Source organism: Castellaniella sp. (assembly GCF_049671645.1).
Taxonomy (GTDB): domain Bacteria; phylum Pseudomonadota; class Gammaproteobacteria; order Burkholderiales; family Burkholderiaceae_B; genus Castellaniella.
The window spans coordinates 349,300-365,172 of record NZ_JBATVG010000014.1 but is presented as its reverse complement, the minus strand read 5'-3'; the positions used below and the strand labels follow the sequence as shown (position 1 = coordinate 365,172).

Here is a 15,873-nt window from a genome sequence, read left to right as displayed (position 1 = left end):
AGGGCACGCTGGGGGTGATCACGGCGGCCACGCTGAAGCTGCACCCGCTGCCGGTGGCGCGCTGCACGGCGCTGCTGGCGCTGGATTCCATCGAGTCGGCCATCGTCATGCTGGGGCGGGCCCGGGCCGGCCTGGGGGCGTCGCTGACCGGCTTTGAGCTGATGGCGGGCAACTGCCTGCAAGACGTCGTGCGCTGTTTTCCGCAACAGCGCCTGCCCTTCGAGGGCGCCTCGGCCGAGCTGCCCTGGTTCGCCTTGCTGGAGCTGTCCGACAGCGAATCCGAAGCCCACGCCCGCGAACGTTTCGAGGTCGTCATCGGCGAGGCCATCGAGGCCGGCTGCGTGCAGGATGCGGTGATCGCGGAATCCATGGCGCAAAGCCATGCCCTGTGGCACCTGCGCGAAAGCATCCCCCTGGCCGGCAGAATGTCGGGCGAGGATGTGAAGCACGACGTGTCGATTCCGGTGTCGCGCATGGCGGAATTCGTCGTGGGCACGAATGCGGCCCTGCAGGCGGCGTTTCCGGGCATCCGGCACGTGATCTTCGGGCACCTGGGCGATGGCAACCTGCACTACAACGTGGCGCGCGGGGCGGATTGGGCCGAAGGGCAGCTCCTGGCGCGCCAGGACGACGTCTATGCGCTGGTGCACCACCGGGTGCATGCCGTGGGCGGATCGATCAGCGCGGAACACGGGGTGGGGCAGTTGAAGCGCGATGCCCTGCCTGAATTCAAGGACCCGGTGGAGATGGCCCTGATGCATCGCATCAAGGCCGCCCTGGACCCGCAGGGCATCATGAATCCGGGCAAGGTCCTGGGCAGGCATGGCGCGCAACCGTTGTCGCATCCGTTGGGAGAAAAAGCATCATGAATCCGTCATCCTTGCCGGCGCGTCCGGCCGGCCACGTCCTGGTGGACCAGTTGCGCATCCAGGGCGTCGACCATGTGTTTTGCGTGCCGGGGGAAAGCTATCTGCCCGTGCTCGACGGCCTGGTCGATGCCGACATCCAGGTCACGGTCTGTCGCCAGGAGGGCGGGGCGGCCATCATGGCCGAAGCCTATGGCAAGCTGACCGGCAGGCCCGGCATCTGCCTGGTGACGCGCGCGCCCGGCGCCACGAACGCTTTTGCGGGCGTGCATGTGGCGTCGCAGGATTCCACGCCGATGATCCTGCTGGTGGGGCAGATCGACCGGGCCATGCGCGGGCGCGAGGCCTTCCAGGAAATGGACTATGGCGCCGTGTTCGGCACGCAGGTCAAATGGGCGGCGGAGATCGATCAGGCCGAGCGCATCCCCGAATACCTGTCGCGTGCCTTCCATGTGGCGATCTCCGGGCGGCCCGGCCCGGTGGTGCTGGCGTTGCCGGAAGACATGCTGGAGGAAACCGTCGCCGTGGCCGATGCAAGGCCCTGCCGGGCGCCGCAGACGCTGCCTGCGCCGGCGCAGGTGCGGGACCTGGGCGACAGGCTGGCGCGCGCCGAGCGCCCTCTGGCGATCCTGGGCGGCAGCCGCTGGGATGCGGAAGCCGTGCGGGCGTTCGGCGCCTTTGCCCAGCGCCACGCGATGCCGGTGGCGGTGCAGTTCCGCCGCCAGATGCTGTGTCCCGTGGATCACCCCTGCTTCATCGGCGATCTGGGGCTGGGCGCCGACCCCCGGCTGCTGGCGGCCATCCGCGAATCGGACCTGATCCTGGCCGTGGGCGGGCGTCTCTCCGAGGTGCCCAGCCAGGGCTACACCTTGCTCGACATTCCGAATCCGTCACAGGTCCTGGTCCACGTGCATCCCGATGTGGGCGAACTGAATCGCGTCTACCAGGCGGACGTGGCCATGGCATGCGCGCCGGGCGACTGGCTGCGCGCCGTCGATCCGCTGGCGCCGACCGCCACGGCATCGCGCCGGGCGCGCTGCGAACGGTTGCATGCGGACCGCCAGGCCTGGAGCGACCCGTCCGCCGTGCGGCATCCCGGGCCGCTGCAGATGGGACCGGTGATGGCGCATCTGAATGCAGTGCTGCCCGACGACGCGATCCTGAGCAACGGGGCCGGCAACTATGCCACCTGGCTGCATCGCTTCTATCGTTTTCGGGACTATGGCACGCAGCTTGCGCCGACGTCCGGCTCGATGGGCTACGGCCTGCCGGCGGCCGTGGCCGCGCAGCGCCTGCATCCGGGCCGGCGCGTGGTCTGTTTCGCGGGGGATGGCTGCTTCATGATGCATGGCCAGGAGTTCGCCACCGCCGTGCAATATGGCCTGCCGATCATTGTGATCCTGATCGACAATGGGATGCTGGGCACGATCCGCATGCACCAGGAGCGGCGTTATCCGGGCCGGGTGTCGGCCACGATGCTGCGCAATCCGGATTTCGCCGCCTATGCGCGCGCTTTCGGCGGCCATGGCGAACGGGTCGAAACCACCGAGGAATTCGCACCCGCCCTGCAGCGGGCCCTGGACAGCGGCCTGCCATCGATTCTGCATTGCCTGTTGGATCCGGAGGCCATCACGCCGACCATGACGCTCAGCCGCCTGAGGGCAGGCGGCTGACATCGTCGCGTTGCCCTTGCCGTGACTGGTGCGGCAGCGCGGCGCGACCCGGCGAAGCCTCCGCGGTGCGATCCGGCAGGGCCTTCGTCAGGATAGGCGAGTCGTCCGTCCCCGTCTGGAACACGGCCACGCTGTCGGCCAGGTGATTGGCCTGTTCGCTGAGCGAATCGGCGGCGGCTGCCGCCTGCTCCACCAGGGCGGCGTTCTGTTGGGTGACCTGGTCCATCTGCGTGACGGCCAGATTCACCTGGTCGATGCCGGTGGACTGCTCGTTCGATGCCGAGGCGATTTCCCCCATGATGCGGGTGACGCGGTCCACGGCGGCCATCACGTCCTGCATGATGGCCCCTGCCTGGCCGGCCTGCTGGGTGCCGGATCGCACTTCCTGGGAGGCCGTTTCGATCAGCTGCTTGATTTCGCGGGCGGCGTCGGCGGAACGCTGGGCCAGGGCGCGGACCTCGGAGGCGACCACGGCGAAGCCTTTGCCCTGTTCGCCGGCACGGGCGGCTTCGACGGCGGCATTCAGCGCCAGGATGTTGGTCTGGAAGGCGATGCTGTCGATCACGCCGATGATGTCGGTGATGCGGGCGGAACTGTCGGCGATGCGCTGCATGGTGGCGACCATGTCTTCCACGGCCTGTGTGCCCTGGTGGGCGGTGCCGGATGCCCCCGCCGCCAGTTCATTGGCCTGGCGGGCGTTGTCCGCATTCTGGCGCACGGTGGATGCCAGTTCTTCCATGCTGGCGGCGGTCTCCTGCAGGGAAGCGGCCTGTTCTTCGGTGCGACTGGACAGGTCCGTGTTGCCGACCGCGATCTCGCGCGCCCCGGTGTGGATTTCGCCGACGCTGTGGCGCACCTGGCGGATCATGCGGCGCAAGGCGTCCTGTGTGTCGCGCAGGCTGTTTTGCAGTTGGTGGACTTCGCTGCGACTGTTGGACGGGCTGTCGGGGACGTCCTGGCCGAGGTTGCCCGTGCCCAGCCTGTGCATGCCGGTCACGACCCCGTGCACGGGCGCCAGGATGCGGCGCGCCAGCCAGAAAATCGCCAGCGCGATCAGCAGGGTTCCGGCCAGCATCAGGCCCAGCTGGATCCACATTTCACGGTTGCTGTGGGCCAGGTAGTCGTTGACCGGGCCGAAGCCATAGATGACCCAGTTCCAGTTGGGGATGGCTTTCCACGACAGGAAGATGGATTGCTGCATGACGAAGACTTCCTGCGCCCCGAGGGGGGCGCTCTGGAAAGCCTGGTTCATCGTGGCAAAATCGGCCGGCGGATTCCCGGCGCTCAGGAGATCGCCTGGCTTGCCGAACAGGCCGGCGACGCGAATCCAGTCTTTGCCGTCCAGGGTCGGGCGGATGACGAATAATTGGCCGTGATCGGCCAGTTTGGTGGCCGTCAGGTCCTTCAGGACCGGGTCGAGCTGGGCGCTGATGTCCAGGCGGTCGACGATGCCGCCATAGACCTTGCCGTCTTTGTCCTTGAGCGGGTTGGTGGTGACCAGGTGCCATTTCTGGTCGACGAGCTCGGGGACATCGGTGATCGTGCCGCGATCCAGGGCCTGGGCGATGGGGTCCGACGGATTGAGCGTCTGGCCCAGGGCATGGTCGGGATCGTCTTGATAGGCGCTGGCGATGCGTGTCCAGCCCTTGTCCGTGCGGGCATAGATTTCGGCGGTCATGCCGGTGACGCTGCGCATCAGGGCCTGGTTGCCATTGAGCGGCTTGCCGTTGGCGGCGAAGACGGGCAGGCCATTGTCGGTCTGCCCGGTGGGTTCGGGGACCCCGCCCATGTAGCGCACCAGCACCGGATAGAGAGACTGATTGCGGTTGCGGCCGATGTCGAAGATCAGTTGCAGGATCCGGTCGTAGTCCTGCAGGCCCATGCGGTTGGCCGCGCTGACGTTGTCGATCGCCGTCTGCCGGCTTTGCCAGGTGATGATGGAGGCCAGGATCGCCATGACCAGCACGGTCATCAGGGTAGCGGCCACGAAGAGTTGAGTGCCGAGGGTGGCGCGGGACATGCGGCCTGTGCTGCGGGGTCGTGTGGACATGAAGGGTCTCCGGACAGCCATGTATTGTCAGGCGGACGCTGTGGCGCCAGCCTGTTCTTGTAGCGTAACGGTACGTGGTTGGCCGCGATCAGGGAATGACCGGCACGAAATACAGCTTATTTGCCGTGGGAAATACCGGCGGTTTCACTTTGGGCGGGGGCCGGGTTTGAATCGGGCCGGGCGCGGCCTTTACACTGGAAACGCATGGAACTTCGATGTGAGGCCGATTGAATTGACTTCCAATACCCTATTTCAACAAGTGCTGATGATCTACCAGGAGTGGCAGGCGGCCATTCTGGTCTTTGCGGCGGTGCTGGGTTCTTTGGCGGCGGGCGCCGTGCTGCGCGTCGTGCTGACCCGCCTGGCGGACCGCTTGCATCCGGTGCGCCATGTCTGGACGCATGGCCTGTCGTCGGGCGCGTCCCTTCCGGTGCAGATCCTGATCTGGGTGCTGGGCATTTCGCTGGCCGGGCAGATGCTGGTGCAGCGCGGCGGGGCGCTGCAGCAGGACTCCCTGCTGGCGCACGGACTGGGGCCGGTGCGCGATGTGATGGTGATCACGGTGGTGATGTGGTTCCTGCTGCGGGCCGTCAACCAGATCCAGTTCAACCTGTTGGCCCGGGCGCGGGATCGCGGCCGCGAGCTGGACCCCACGGCGGCCGATGCCATCGGCAAGCTGACCAAGGCTTCGATCGTCATCACGGCCATCCTGATGATGATGCAGGCCCTGGGATTTTCCATCGCCGGCCTGCTGGCGTTCGGCGGCATGGGCGGCATCGCCGTCGGTTTCGCGGCGCAAAGCCTGGTGGCCAATCTGCTGGGCGGCCTGACGATCTTCGCCAGCCGGCCCTTCAAGGTCGGCGAATACATCATCATCCCCGGCACGGACCTGATGGGCGGGGTGGAGCATATCGGCTGGCGCGCCACCCGCCTGATCGGCTTCGACTGCAAACCCTTCTACGTGCCCAATGCGATGTTCAATACCCAGCCGGTCATCAACCATACGCGGATGACCAGCCGGCGCATCATGGAGGACATCCACATCCGCTATGCCGACATCGATGCCGTCCCCGGCATCGTGGCCGACGGCCGGGCGCTGCTGCGCGAACACCCGGGCATCAAGCATGATTTTTTCGCCTTCAACTTCAGCAGCTGCGGGACCTATTCGCTGAAGCTGTCCCTGTACGCCTTCACCGTCAGCACGGACTACAACGATTACATGAACGTGCAGGAAGACGTGCTGCTGCGCATCGCCGACATCATCCGGCGGCATGGCGCCCGCATGACCGGCCCGGTATCCACCGTGGAGATGCCGCAGTTGCGCGGGCAGGCCGCGCCGGATGCGATCGGCGAGGCGCCCGGACGCGGTTCATTGCCGCCCATGCCGCCCAGCCTGCCGCCTGTCCCGGGGGCTTGAAAACCGCTGCGTCCGCCCCCAGCTAGCTGAATAGTCCGCCCTGCCGCATGCCCTGCCGGCGTGCAGGCAAGGGCGTCTTGCGATTCAACGAACCACCAGATACCCGAATCATGAGCCAAACCGATACGCAAACGGCTGAAACCCTGGGATTTCAGGCCGAAGTCAAACAGCTGCTGCATCTGATGATCCATTCCTTGTACAGCAACAAGGAAATTTTCCTGCGCGAACTCGTGTCCAACGCGTCGGACGCCTGCGACAAGCTGCGCTTCGAGGCCATCGACCAGCCGGAATTGCTGGAAGGCGACGGCGATCTGCGCATCCGGGTGGAATTCGACAAGGCCGCCCGCACCATCACCATCAGCGACAACGGCATCGGTCTGTCGCGCGACGAGGCCATCGCCAACCTGGGCACCATCGCCCGTTCCGGCACGCGCGAATTCTTTTCCCAGCTGACCGGCGACAAGCAAAAGGATGCTCAGTTGATCGGCCAGTTCGGCGTGGGTTTCTATTCATCCTTCATCGTTGCGGACAAAGTGTCCGTGCGCAGCCGCCGCGCCGGCCTGCCGGCCGCCGAAGGCGTCCTGTGGGAATCCGATGGCCAGGGCGAATTTTCCGTGTCGGCGATCGACCGGGAACAGCGCGGCACGTCCGTCACCCTGACGTTGCGCGCCGATGAGGACGAATTCCTGTCCGGCTGGAAACTGCGCGAGGTGCTGCGCCGCTATTCCGACCATATCTCCCTGCCCATCCAGATGCTGAAGGAAGAATGGGATGCGGAAAAATCCGAACAGGTGACCAAGGACGAATGGGAAACCGTGAACCAGGCCAATGCCCTGTGGACGCGGTCCAAGTCGGACATCACGGACGAGCAGTACAAAGAGTTCTACAAGCACGTCGCCCACGATTTCGAGGACCCGCTGGCCTGGACGCACAACCGCGTCGAGGGGCGCAGTGAATACACCCAGCTGCTGTATGTCCCGAAGCGCGCGCCCTTCGACCTGTACGACCGCGACGCCCGCCGGGGCGTGAAGCTGTACGTGAAGCGCGTCTTCATCATGGACGATGCCGAACAACTGCTGCCGGCCTATCTGCGCTTCGTGCGCGGCGTGGTGGACTCGGCCGACCTGCCGCTGAACGTCTCGCGCGAGATCCTGCAGGAAAGCCGCGACGTGCGCGCCATCCGCGATGGTTCCGCCAAGCGCATCCTGGGTCTGATCGAGGACCTGGTCAAGGATCAGCCCGAGGCCTATGCGGAATTCTGGTCCCAGTTCGGCCAGGTGCTGAAGGAAGGCATCGGCGAGGACCCCGCCAACAAGGACCGCATCGCCGGCCTGCTGCGTTTCGCGTCCACCCAGTCCGACAGCCCGGCGCAGACCGTCTCCCTGGCGGACTACATCGCCCGCATGAAGGACGGCCAGGACAAGATCTACTATCTCAGCGCCGATTCCTACGCCGCCGCCGCGCACAGTCCGCACCTGGAAGTCTTCCGCCGCAAGGGCCTGGAAGTCCTGCTGCTGTCCGACCGCGTGGATGAATGGATGCTGTCTTATCTGCGTGAATTCGAGGGCAAGTCCCTGGCCTCCGTCGCCAAGGGCGGGCTGGACCTGGACGCGCTGGCCGACGAGGAAGAAAAGAAGCAGCAGGCCGAGGCCGCGGAAGCCTTCAAGCCGACCATCGAGCGCCTGAAGGCGGCGCTGGGCGATCGGGTCAAGGAGGTCCGCGCCACGGCTCGACTGGTCGATTCGCCCGCCTGCGTGGTGGTCGATGAAAACGAGCTCAGCCCGCACCTGCTGCGCATGCTGAAGGCCGCCGGCCAGGAAGCGCCCGACGTCAAGCCCATCCTGGAAGTCAATCCGCAGCATGCCTTGGTGAAACGCCTGGAGGCGCAGCCCGACGCTTCGTTCGGCGACTGGGCGGAACTGCTGCTGGACCAGGCCATGCTGGCCGAGGGCGCGGCGCTGAAGGATCCGGCTTCCTTCGTCAAGCGCATGAATGCGCTGCTGCTGGGATGAGTCCGGACGCGGTGCAGTCCCTGCGGACTGTACCGCGCCTGACGAATCCGAGCGGCATGCAGGCCGCGAGGTGGGCAGCAGAGGCCCCAGGCGCGGCCCTTTTCATGCCGGCGCCAGTCGGGCCTGCGCGCGGGCCAGGATGGTTTCGATGAACACCGACGTGGCCCGCGTGTGATATCGGTTGGGCATGTAGAGCAGGTACATTTCCGTGCCGAAGATGCTCAGTTGCCAGTCGTTCAGGGCGGTCTGGACGGCCCCGTGCTCGATCTCGTCCTGCACCAGGTAATCCGGGACGATGCCGATGCCCAGCCCGTCCATGATGGCCTGATGCAGGAACTGGAAATTTTCCGACATCAGGGTGGGCTCCAGCAGGACTTCCTGGCGCTGCTGGTCGCGATAGGCGGACAGGCGCAGCTGGCGCCCCACCACGCCCGACGTGATGACGGGCGCCGAGGGCAGGTCTTCCAGGGATGCCGGCAGGCCATGCCGGGCCACGTAGCTGTGTGTCGCGCAGGCCACGTGTCGCACCGGTCCCAGCGAGCGGGCCACCAGGTTCTGCGGAGGATTGGACATGACCCGCACGGAAATGTCGGTTTCGTCGCGCAACAGGTCAGGCAGGTGGTTTTCAAATGTGACGTCCAGGACGATGCCGGGGTATTGACGCTTGAAATCCAGCAGCCAGGGGCCCATCACCGTCAGCCCGAAGCCGCTGGGAATGCTCAGGCGCAGCCGCCCGCGCAGCTGCTGCCCCAGTTCTCGCACGGAATCCTGGGCCATGGCCAGTTCGGTGCGGATCCGGCAGCCATGTTCATAGAGCCGCAGACCGACTTCCGTGGGCTCTGTGCGCCGGGTGGTGCGGCGCACCAGTTGCTGCCCCAGCGATTGTTCCAGGCGGTTCAGGTGGTAGCTGACGTTGGCCCGCGTCATTTTCAGCCGGCGGGCGGCGGCGCTGAGGTTTCCCGCATCCAGGATGTCCGCCAGGAACACCAGGGATTCCGCGTTCAAAGAGGTAGGATTCATCATGATTGTCAAATTTAATTTGACGGTCTGTCAACGATCAATGTAATTGTAAAGCCTAATCACCAGTGCAAGAATGGCTGTCTGGATGGCACGCCCGATGCGTGCGTATGGAACAGCGTATGACGCACGGAGAGTCCCGGATGACCATTTCCCAACAACGCCCGGCGCAGGACGTCGTCACCTCCCGTCGGGAGGGGCTCGTGTGCATCGTCACGATCGACCACCCTCCCGTCAATGCGCTGGGAGTGGATGTGCGCCGGGGGCTGCTGGCCGCCGTCGAGGCGGCCGACAACGATCCGGAGGTCCATGCGGTGCTGTTGCTGGGCGCGGGCCGTCACTTCATCGCGGGCGCCGATATCCGCGCATTCGGTCAGGCGCCGCAGGCGCCCTTGCTGACGGATGTCTGCAATCGCATTGAAGCCTGCGCCAAGCCTGTGATCGTGGCTGTGCAGGGGGCCGCTCTGGGGGGCGGCCTGGAAGTCGTACTGGCGGCTCACTACCGGCTGGCGCTGCCGCAGGCCCGCTTCGCCTTGCCCGAAGTCACGCTGGGTCTGCTGCCGGGCGCAGGCGGCACGCAGCGTGCGCCGCGCCTGATGGGGTTCGAGGCAGCCCTGGATCTGATGCTGACAGGCAAGCCCATTAGGGCGCAGCAGGCGCTGACCCTGGGTTTGGTCGATCGACTGGGAGACCCCGGGGCGGACCCAGCAGAGGCGGGCCTGGCCTATGTCCTTGAGCTGTTGGCGGCCGGCGGGACGGTGCGTCCGACGCGGAGTCGGGAGATTGCCAGGGCGGACGTTCCCGCCGCGCTGCAGGTGATCCAGACGGCGCGCGCCACGCTGGACAGGAAGTATCGAGGGCTGTTCTCTCCGGTCCGCATCGTCGATGCCGTCGAGGCCGTGCTGGACCGGACCTTCGACGAAGGCCTGCGTCTTGAGCGGGAGTATTTCATGCAGTGCCTGGACACGCCGCAGCGCCGGGCCCTGGTCCATGCCTTCTTCGCCGAACGCGAGGCGGCCAAGGCGCCCGAAGCAGGCCGTGCCCGACCGCGGACGGTCGATCGGGTCGGGGTCGTCGGCGGGGGCACCATGGGGGCCGGGATCGCCGTCGCCATGCTGGACGCGGGGCTGCCGGTGGTCATGATCGAACGCGACGCGCCCAGCCTGGAACGCGGCCGGGCTAACGTGGCCAAGGTTTATGACCGCCTGGTGGGGCGCGGCCGCCTGGATGCCGCCGAGCGCGATCGCCGTCTGGGCTTGTGGTCCGGCGCCACGGACTATCAAGCCCTGGCGGACGTGGATCTGGTGGTGGAGGCCGTATTCGAGGACATGGCGGTGAAATCGGCCGTCTTCGCCGAACTGGATCGGGTCTGCAAGCCCGGCGCGGTATTGGCGACCAATACGTCCTATCTGGACGTCAATCGCCTGGCGAATACCGTGTCCCGTCCGCAGGATGTCATCGGGCTGCACTTCTTTTCGCCGGCCAACATCATGAAGCTGCTGGAAATCGTCGTGCCGGATCAGGTGGCGGACGATGTCGTCGCCACGGGCTTCGCCCTGGCCCGTCGCCTGAAGAAAGTCGCCGTGCGGGCGGGCGTGTGCGACGGCTTCATCGGCAACCGGATCCTGGCCGTCTATCGCCAGGCCGCAGACTACCTGCTGGCCGATGGCGCATCGCCCTATCAGATCGATCAGGCGGTGCGGGATTTCGGTTTTCCCATGGGCCCCTATCAGATGATGGACCTGGCCGGCGGCGATATCGGCTGGGCGACGCGCAAGCGCCGGGCCGCGACCCGCGATCCCGATCTGCGCTATGTGCCCATCGCCGACCGTTTGTGCGAACGCGGCTGGTTCGGCCAGAAGACCGGTCGCGGCTGGTATGTGTACCCGGAGGGTAGCCGGACAGGGCAGGAAGATCCTGAAGTCCTGGCGATCGTGGACCAGGAACGGCGGGACATGGGCGCGGCCCCGCGCCGGTTTTCGGACGAAGACATCCTGCGCCGCTACATGGCCGCCATGATCAACGAGGCCGCCGACGTCGTGCACCAGGGCGTCGCCCTGAGGCCCTCGGATGTGGATGTGGCCATGCTGTATGGCTATGGGTTCCCGCGCTATCGCGGCGGGCCATTGCAGTATGCCGACGAAGTCGGGCTGGACAGGGTCCTGGCCGATATCCGCGCATTCGCCGCGGAAGACCCTCATTTCTGGACACCATCGCCGCTGCTCGTCGAACTGGTCGGGCAGGGCAAGAATTTCAACGACTTGAACCGGCCGGAACAGGGCTGAGGAGAATCATCATGCGAGAAGCCGTCATCGTTTCCACGGCCCGGACGCCGCTGACCAAGGCGCATCGGGGCGAATTCAACATCACGCCGGGCCCCACCCTGGCCGCGTTCGCCGTGCGGGCCGCGGTCCAGCGCTCCGGCGTCGATCCGGCGCTGTTCGAGGACATGATCCTGGGCTGCGGCTATCCGGAAGGCACGACAGGGCGCAACGTCGCCCGCCAGACCGTGATCCGCGCCGGCTTGCCCGTCACGGTGGCGGGCACGACCGTCAATCGCTTCTGCGCCTCCGGCCTGCAGGCCATCGCCATGGCGGCGGGGCGCATCGTGCTGGAAGGCGTGCCTGCCATGATCGCGGGCGGGGTGGAAAGCTGCTCGCAGATCCAGGGTCGCAGCGCCACCGATGCCGGATCGACCGGCATCGATCCCTGGATCGCGGAACATAAGCCGGAACTGTATCTGTCCATGATCCAGACGGCCGACATCGTCGCCCGCCGCTACGGGGTCTCGCGCGAGGACCAGGACCGTTTCGCGGCCGAAAGCCAGCGGCGCACCGCCCAGGCTCAGGAAAACGGAGTATTCCGGGACGAAATCATCGCCTGCGCGACCACCATGGCTGTCAAGGACAAGGAAACCGGCGCGGTCTCTCAGGTCGAAGTCACCGTGGATCACGATACCTGCAACCGGCCGGGCACGACGATCGACAGTCTGGCGAAGCTGGCTCCGGTCATGGGGCCGGACCAGTTCATCACGGCGGGCAATGCGTCCCAGTTGTCCGATGGCGCTTCAGCCTGTGTGATGGTCGAGGCCCGGGAAGCCGAGCGCCTGGGCCTGGAACCCCTGGGCGCGTTCCGGGGCCTGGCCATCGCCGGCTGCGAACCCGACGAAATGGGCATCGGCCCGGTCTTCGCCGTGCCGCGCCTGCTGCAGCGCTACGGCCTGAAGATGGATGACATCGGCTTGTGGGAATTGAACGAGGCCTTCGCGTCCCAGGCCCTGTATTGCCAGCGCACGCTGGGCATTCCGCATGAACTGCTGAACGTCAATGGCGGCGCGATTTCCATCGGCCACCCCTTCGGCATGACCGGCGCGCGCCTGGCCGGCCACATCCTGCTGGAAGGCAAGCGGCGCGGCGTGAAGTATGCCGTCGCCACCATGTGCATCGGCGGGGGCATGGGCGCGGCGGGGCTGTTCGAGATTTTCTGATGTGTCGTTGATGTGCGTGGAAGATTATGACGTAACCTTCCACGCCTTAATCCGGGAAACGGCCAGCGGAGATGTCGGCTGCTTCCCGATTGGCGGGTCAGGCTTGCGCGAAATACAGCTTGTGTAAGGCGTCGAGATCTACGGTGTCGGCTTCTTGAGACAAGATGATCTTGCCGCTTTGCATCAGGTAGACGTGATCGGCGATCCCCACTGCACGATGGGTGTTTTGCTCGACGAGCACGATCGTCTTGCCTTCGTCCTTGAGTGTTTTGAGGATCGCAAAAATATCGTTCACGATGACGGGAGCCAGACCCAGTGATGGCTCGTCGATCAGGATGATTTGCGGTTCGGACATCAGGCCCCGGCCCATGGCCAGCATTTGCGCCTCGCCGCCGGATAACGATCCCGCCAATTGCCGCCGCCGTTCCTTCAACTTGGGGAATCGCTGGTACACCCGCTCGAGATTGCTGCCGACCTGCATCCGGCTTCTGCGCGGGTAGGCGCCCATCTGCAGGTTTTCCTCGACGGACATTTCCTTGAAGACCATGCGGCCCTCGGGGATCAGAGAAATCCCCTGTTCGGTCAAATCCCAGGTGCTGAGCTTGTCCAGCGGCTGGTCGTCCAGAGCGATCCGGCCTTGGCTCAGGGGGATCAGCCCCAGGATGGCGCGCAGGAGCGTGGTTTTTCCAGCGCCGTTCGTGCCGATGATCGTAGTCAGTTTGCCGGTTTCGAAAGTGACGGACACATCCCACAGAATATTGATGTCCCCGTAGCCGGCGCGGATGTTTTCGACTTCAAGCATGGGCTTCCCCGGTGTAGCTGCGGATCACCTCCGGCAGCTTGAAAACGGTGTCTGGTTTGCCGTCTGCGATCAACTGTCCGAAATCGAGCACGCAGACCCGGTCGCAGAGCCGCATGATGGTTTCGATGTCGTGCTCGATGATCAGGATCCCGATCCCGCGCGATTGTTGAATGGTCTTCAATAATTTCATGAACAGCGCCTTGCCATTGACTTCCAGTCCGGCCAGGACTTCGTCCAGCAATAGCATTTGTGGCTCGGTCGCCAGCGCTTTGGCGACTTCCAGCGCCTTGAGTTCCGTCAGGGCCAGGTCCTTTGCCGCGGCGGCATGGGCTTTCCTGTCCAGACTCATCAGCTGCAAGAGTTCCTCGAGTTTTTCCGGGTCTACTGTGCCGGTTCCGAATCGTTGCGCCACAATCAGGTTTTCCCGCACGGTCAGTTCGTGCATCGGTTGCGGGATCTGAAAGGAACGGCCGATGCCAAGCCTGGCCCGCTGGTATTGGGGCATCTTCAGGATATCGCGCCCTTGGAAGGTGATCTGCCCCGATGAAGGGCGCACCAAGCCGGAAATGGCGTTGAAGAGTGTGGTTTTCCCCGCCCCGTTCGGGCCGACGAGGCCCACCACTTCGTTGGCCTGCATTTGGAAATTGACCTGGTTGACGGCGGTCAGGCCGCCGAAGCGGATCGTGATGTCGCGGATCTCAAGCATGGCGCAGCTCCCGCTTCCAGAGTTTGGTCATGCTGATCAAGCCTGCGGGACGGTAGATGATCATGACGACCAGTACGGCGCCGAGGATGATCTGGTGGCCGGTGGGGATCAGGTTCTTGAAGACCAGTTGATCCAGCAGATAAATCACGACCGCGCCCACCAGCGGGCCGGCGATGCTGCGGTAGCCGCCACAGATGGCGGCAATGATCGGAATCAGCGTCCAGCTGGCATCGAAGGCATAGGAGGGTTCCAGAAAATTGATGTGATGCGCATTAAAGGCTCCCGCCAGTCCTGTCATGAACGCGGATACCAGCAGCATCAATGTCTTCAGCCAGTTGCTGTTCACTCCGACGACGCGAGTGGCGGCTTCGGATTCGTGCATGGCCTTCAGGGCCAATCCATAGTGGCTCCTGCTGATCAGGTAGTAGGCAACGACGAACAGCAGCACGAGGGTCAGGATGAGCAGGTAGCTGCCGATGTTGCTGCCTAGATCGAGTCCCAGGACGGTGGGTAGGCTGGGGATGGCCGTCAGGCCGCCTGCGCCGCCTGTGAGACTGCGCCATTCGGTGGCGATGATGCGGAAAATGTGTGCGTACGCCAGGATGGCCAGGGCGAAGTGCGCCCCCGAGAGCCGCAAGGCGGGCAGCATGACCAGAGATATCAGGGCGGTGCATGCTGCGGCGAGCACCATGGACATCAGAACGGGCAGATGCAATTGCATGCTGAGCAGCGCGGATGTGTAGGCGCCGACGCCAAAGAACGCGGCATGGCCGAAACTCATCATCCCGCCCAGGTTGCTGAGCAGCGACCAAGCGGTGGCGACGGCTGCGATGACCAATGCGGCGATCAGCAGGCTGTACAGGTAGAAGTTGTCGCCCAGCGTCAGTGGGATGATGCCGTAGAAGACGATTAACGTGGCCGGAATCGTCATGAATTTCTGGTTCATGCGGTTCTCCTTTTTTGGCCGAACAAGCCGTTCGGCATGACAAACAGAACTAGCAGGAACAGCACCATGGCGGCCAGTTCCTGCAACGAAGAACTGAAGAGCGCGGTGGTCAGCGATTCGACGATGCCCAGCAAAATAGCGCCCAGCAGCACTCCGGGGATGGAGCCGATGCCGGCCAGCACAGTGACGATGAAGGCCTTGATCGTCAGTGCATCGCCGATCTCGGGTTGGATGAAGGTCGTGCTGAACAGGGCGATGCCGGCAAAGGTGGCGAGAAAGCCCGAGATGACGAAGGAGATCAGTTCCGTTTGACGGGGGTTGACCCCCATCAGTTTGGCGGCGTCCCGGTTGCTGGCGACAGCCCGCAGGGCGCGGCCATACCAGCTTTTGCGCAGCCACCATGTGCCCAATAGCAGGAGCGCTACGCTGACCAGGAAGAACAGCCATTCGCTGTTCATGCTGTACAGATTGCCCAGAACGAGCGCATCCTGGAACCAGGGGGTGCTGCTGGAATGCACATCGGATTTCCAGATCAGCAGGACCGTGTTGGTCAATACGATTGCGATGCCGTAGGTCAGGAGCAGAGAATTCAATTCCCGATCGACACGGATGCGTTCAACCATCAGGTAGATGAAGACCGCGGCGGCGCAGACGACGATCATGGCCAGTGGGATGGCGAGCAGGGGGTCCAGGCCTAGCCAGGCCTCGCCGCTGTAGGCGACGTAGGCGGCCAGGAGGACCAGTTCCCCGTGTGCCAGATTGACGATTTTCATGTTGCCGAATACCAGGGCCAGGCCCAGGGCAACCAGCGCATAGAAGCCACCGGTCAGCACGCCCGAAAACAGCGCCTGCAGAATCAGGTCAGCCATGATGAGTCTCCTGTAGCCCGCGCCGAGC

At 64.8% G+C, this 15,873-nt stretch carries 12 protein-coding genes; 6 read left to right on the top strand and 6 right to left on the bottom strand.

The features are described from left to right. Together WBG56_RS06305 and WBG56_RS06300 are read left to right on the top strand one after the other, a co-directional pair. The coding region (locus tag WBG56_RS06305) for an FAD-binding oxidoreductase (RefSeq protein WP_424266343.1) at window positions 1–869 on the top strand (869 nt) is incomplete at its 5' end. After that, entirely contained in the window at window positions 866–2,539 is a 1,674-nt protein-coding gene (locus WBG56_RS06300; RefSeq protein WP_424266341.1) for a thiamine pyrophosphate-binding protein, read from the top strand. The genes WBG56_RS06305 and WBG56_RS06300, both read left to right, overlap by 4 nt. Here WBG56_RS06300 and WBG56_RS06295 read toward each other — a convergent pair. After that, the gene (locus tag WBG56_RS06295; RefSeq protein ID WP_424266339.1) at window positions 2,514–4,589 is read right to left on the bottom strand and encodes a methyl-accepting chemotaxis protein; all 2,076 of its coding nucleotides are present in this window, start codon (window positions 4,587–4,589) and stop codon (window positions 2,514–2,516) included. The two genes, WBG56_RS06300 and WBG56_RS06295, sit on opposite strands and share 26 nt — an antisense overlap. Window positions 4,590–4,821: 232 nt before the next feature. Here WBG56_RS06295 and WBG56_RS06290 point away from each other — a divergent pair, with 232 nt between their 5' ends. Together WBG56_RS06290 and htpG are read left to right on the top strand one after the other, a co-directional pair. Continuing rightward, window positions 4,822–6,006, top strand: a complete 1,185-nt coding sequence (locus WBG56_RS06290) for a mechanosensitive ion channel family protein (RefSeq protein WP_424266337.1) — start codon at window positions 4,822–4,824, stop codon at window positions 6,004–6,006. A gap of 110 nt (window positions 6,007–6,116) precedes the next feature. Further along, on the top strand, window positions 6,117–8,018 hold the full coding sequence (gene htpG, locus WBG56_RS06285) for a molecular chaperone HtpG (RefSeq protein ID WP_424266335.1): 1,902 nt from the start codon (window positions 6,117–6,119) through the stop codon (window positions 8,016–8,018). Between the two features lie 102 nt (window positions 8,019–8,120). Here htpG and WBG56_RS06280 read toward each other — a convergent pair whose 3' ends face one another. Continuing rightward, a complete protein-coding gene (locus WBG56_RS06280; RefSeq protein WP_424266333.1) occupies window positions 8,121–9,041 on the bottom strand; it encodes a LysR family transcriptional regulator in 921 nt (306 codons plus the stop codon). 137 nt (window positions 9,042–9,178) lie between these two features. On the opposite strand from WBG56_RS06280, the gene WBG56_RS06275 reads away from it, so the two are divergent. Next, window positions 9,179–11,320 carry a 3-hydroxyacyl-CoA dehydrogenase NAD-binding domain-containing protein gene (locus WBG56_RS06275; protein WP_424266331.1) on the top strand — a complete coding sequence of 714 codons (2,142 nt, stop codon included), beginning with the start codon at window positions 9,179–9,181 and terminating at the stop codon, window positions 11,318–11,320. An 11-nt stretch (window positions 11,321–11,331) separates the two neighbouring features. Then, entirely contained in the window at window positions 11,332–12,522 is a 1,191-nt protein-coding gene (locus WBG56_RS06270; RefSeq protein ID WP_424266329.1) for an acetyl-CoA C-acyltransferase, read from the top strand. A 97-nt stretch (window positions 12,523–12,619) separates the two neighbouring features. Here the strand turns inward: WBG56_RS06270 and WBG56_RS06265 are convergent, their stop codons facing one another. Genes WBG56_RS06265 through WBG56_RS06250 form a run of 4 tightly spaced genes read right to left on the bottom strand, consistent with a single transcriptional unit; the run spans window position 12,620 to window position 15,845 of the window. Further along, window positions 12,620–13,324 (bottom strand): ABC transporter ATP-binding protein, encoded by a 705-nt coding sequence (locus WBG56_RS06265; RefSeq protein WP_424266327.1) that lies wholly within the window; start codon window positions 13,322–13,324, stop codon window positions 12,620–12,622. Then, window positions 13,317–14,030, bottom strand: coding sequence for an ABC transporter ATP-binding protein (locus tag WBG56_RS06260; protein ID WP_424266325.1), 714 nt, complete (start codon window positions 14,028–14,030; stop codon window positions 13,317–13,319). Before WBG56_RS06260 ends, WBG56_RS06265 begins: the two co-directional genes overlap by 8 nt. Then, window positions 14,023–14,976: a branched-chain amino acid ABC transporter permease gene (locus WBG56_RS06255; RefSeq protein WP_424266323.1), complete on the bottom strand. Its 954-nt coding sequence runs from the start codon at window positions 14,974–14,976 to the stop codon at window positions 14,023–14,025. Before WBG56_RS06255 ends, WBG56_RS06260 begins: the two co-directional genes overlap by 8 nt. Further along, on the bottom strand, window positions 14,973–15,845 hold the full coding sequence (locus tag WBG56_RS06250) for a branched-chain amino acid ABC transporter permease (RefSeq protein ID WP_424266321.1): 873 nt from the start codon (window positions 15,843–15,845) through the stop codon (window positions 14,973–14,975). The genes WBG56_RS06255 and WBG56_RS06250 overlap by 4 nt, the downstream gene beginning before the upstream one ends. Window positions 15,846–15,873 lie beyond the last annotated feature (28 nt).

Bases quoted from the DNA above. Each gene is read 5' to 3' on its own strand.
- WBG56_RS06265 (WP_424266327.1), bottom strand. From the start codon at position 13,324: ATGCTTGAAGTCGAAAACATCCGCGCCGGCTACGGGGACATCAATATT.
- htpG (WP_424266335.1), top strand. From the start codon at position 6,117: ATGAGCCAAACCGATACGCAAACGGCTGAAACCCTGGGATTTCAGGCC.
- WBG56_RS06250 (WP_424266321.1), bottom strand. From the start codon at position 15,845: ATGGCTGACCTGATTCTGCAGGCGCTGTTTTCGGGCGTGCTGACCGGT.
- WBG56_RS06255 (WP_424266323.1), bottom strand. From the start codon at position 14,976: ATGAACCAGAAATTCATGACGATTCCGGCCACGTTAATCGTCTTCTAC.
- WBG56_RS06270 (WP_424266329.1), top strand. From the start codon at position 11,332: ATGCGAGAAGCCGTCATCGTTTCCACGGCCCGGACGCCGCTGACCAAG.
- WBG56_RS06260 (WP_424266325.1), bottom strand. From the start codon at position 14,030: ATGCTTGAGATCCGCGACATCACGATCCGCTTCGGCGGCCTGACCGCC.
- WBG56_RS06300 (WP_424266341.1), top strand. From the start codon at position 866: ATGAATCCGTCATCCTTGCCGGCGCGTCCGGCCGGCCACGTCCTGGTG.
- WBG56_RS06295 (WP_424266339.1), bottom strand. From the start codon at position 4,589: ATGTCCACACGACCCCGCAGCACAGGCCGCATGTCCCGCGCCACCCTC.
- WBG56_RS06275 (WP_424266331.1), top strand. From the start codon at position 9,179: ATGACCATTTCCCAACAACGCCCGGCGCAGGACGTCGTCACCTCCCGT.
- WBG56_RS06280 (WP_424266333.1), bottom strand. From the start codon at position 9,041: ATGATGAATCCTACCTCTTTGAACGCGGAATCCCTGGTGTTCCTGGCG.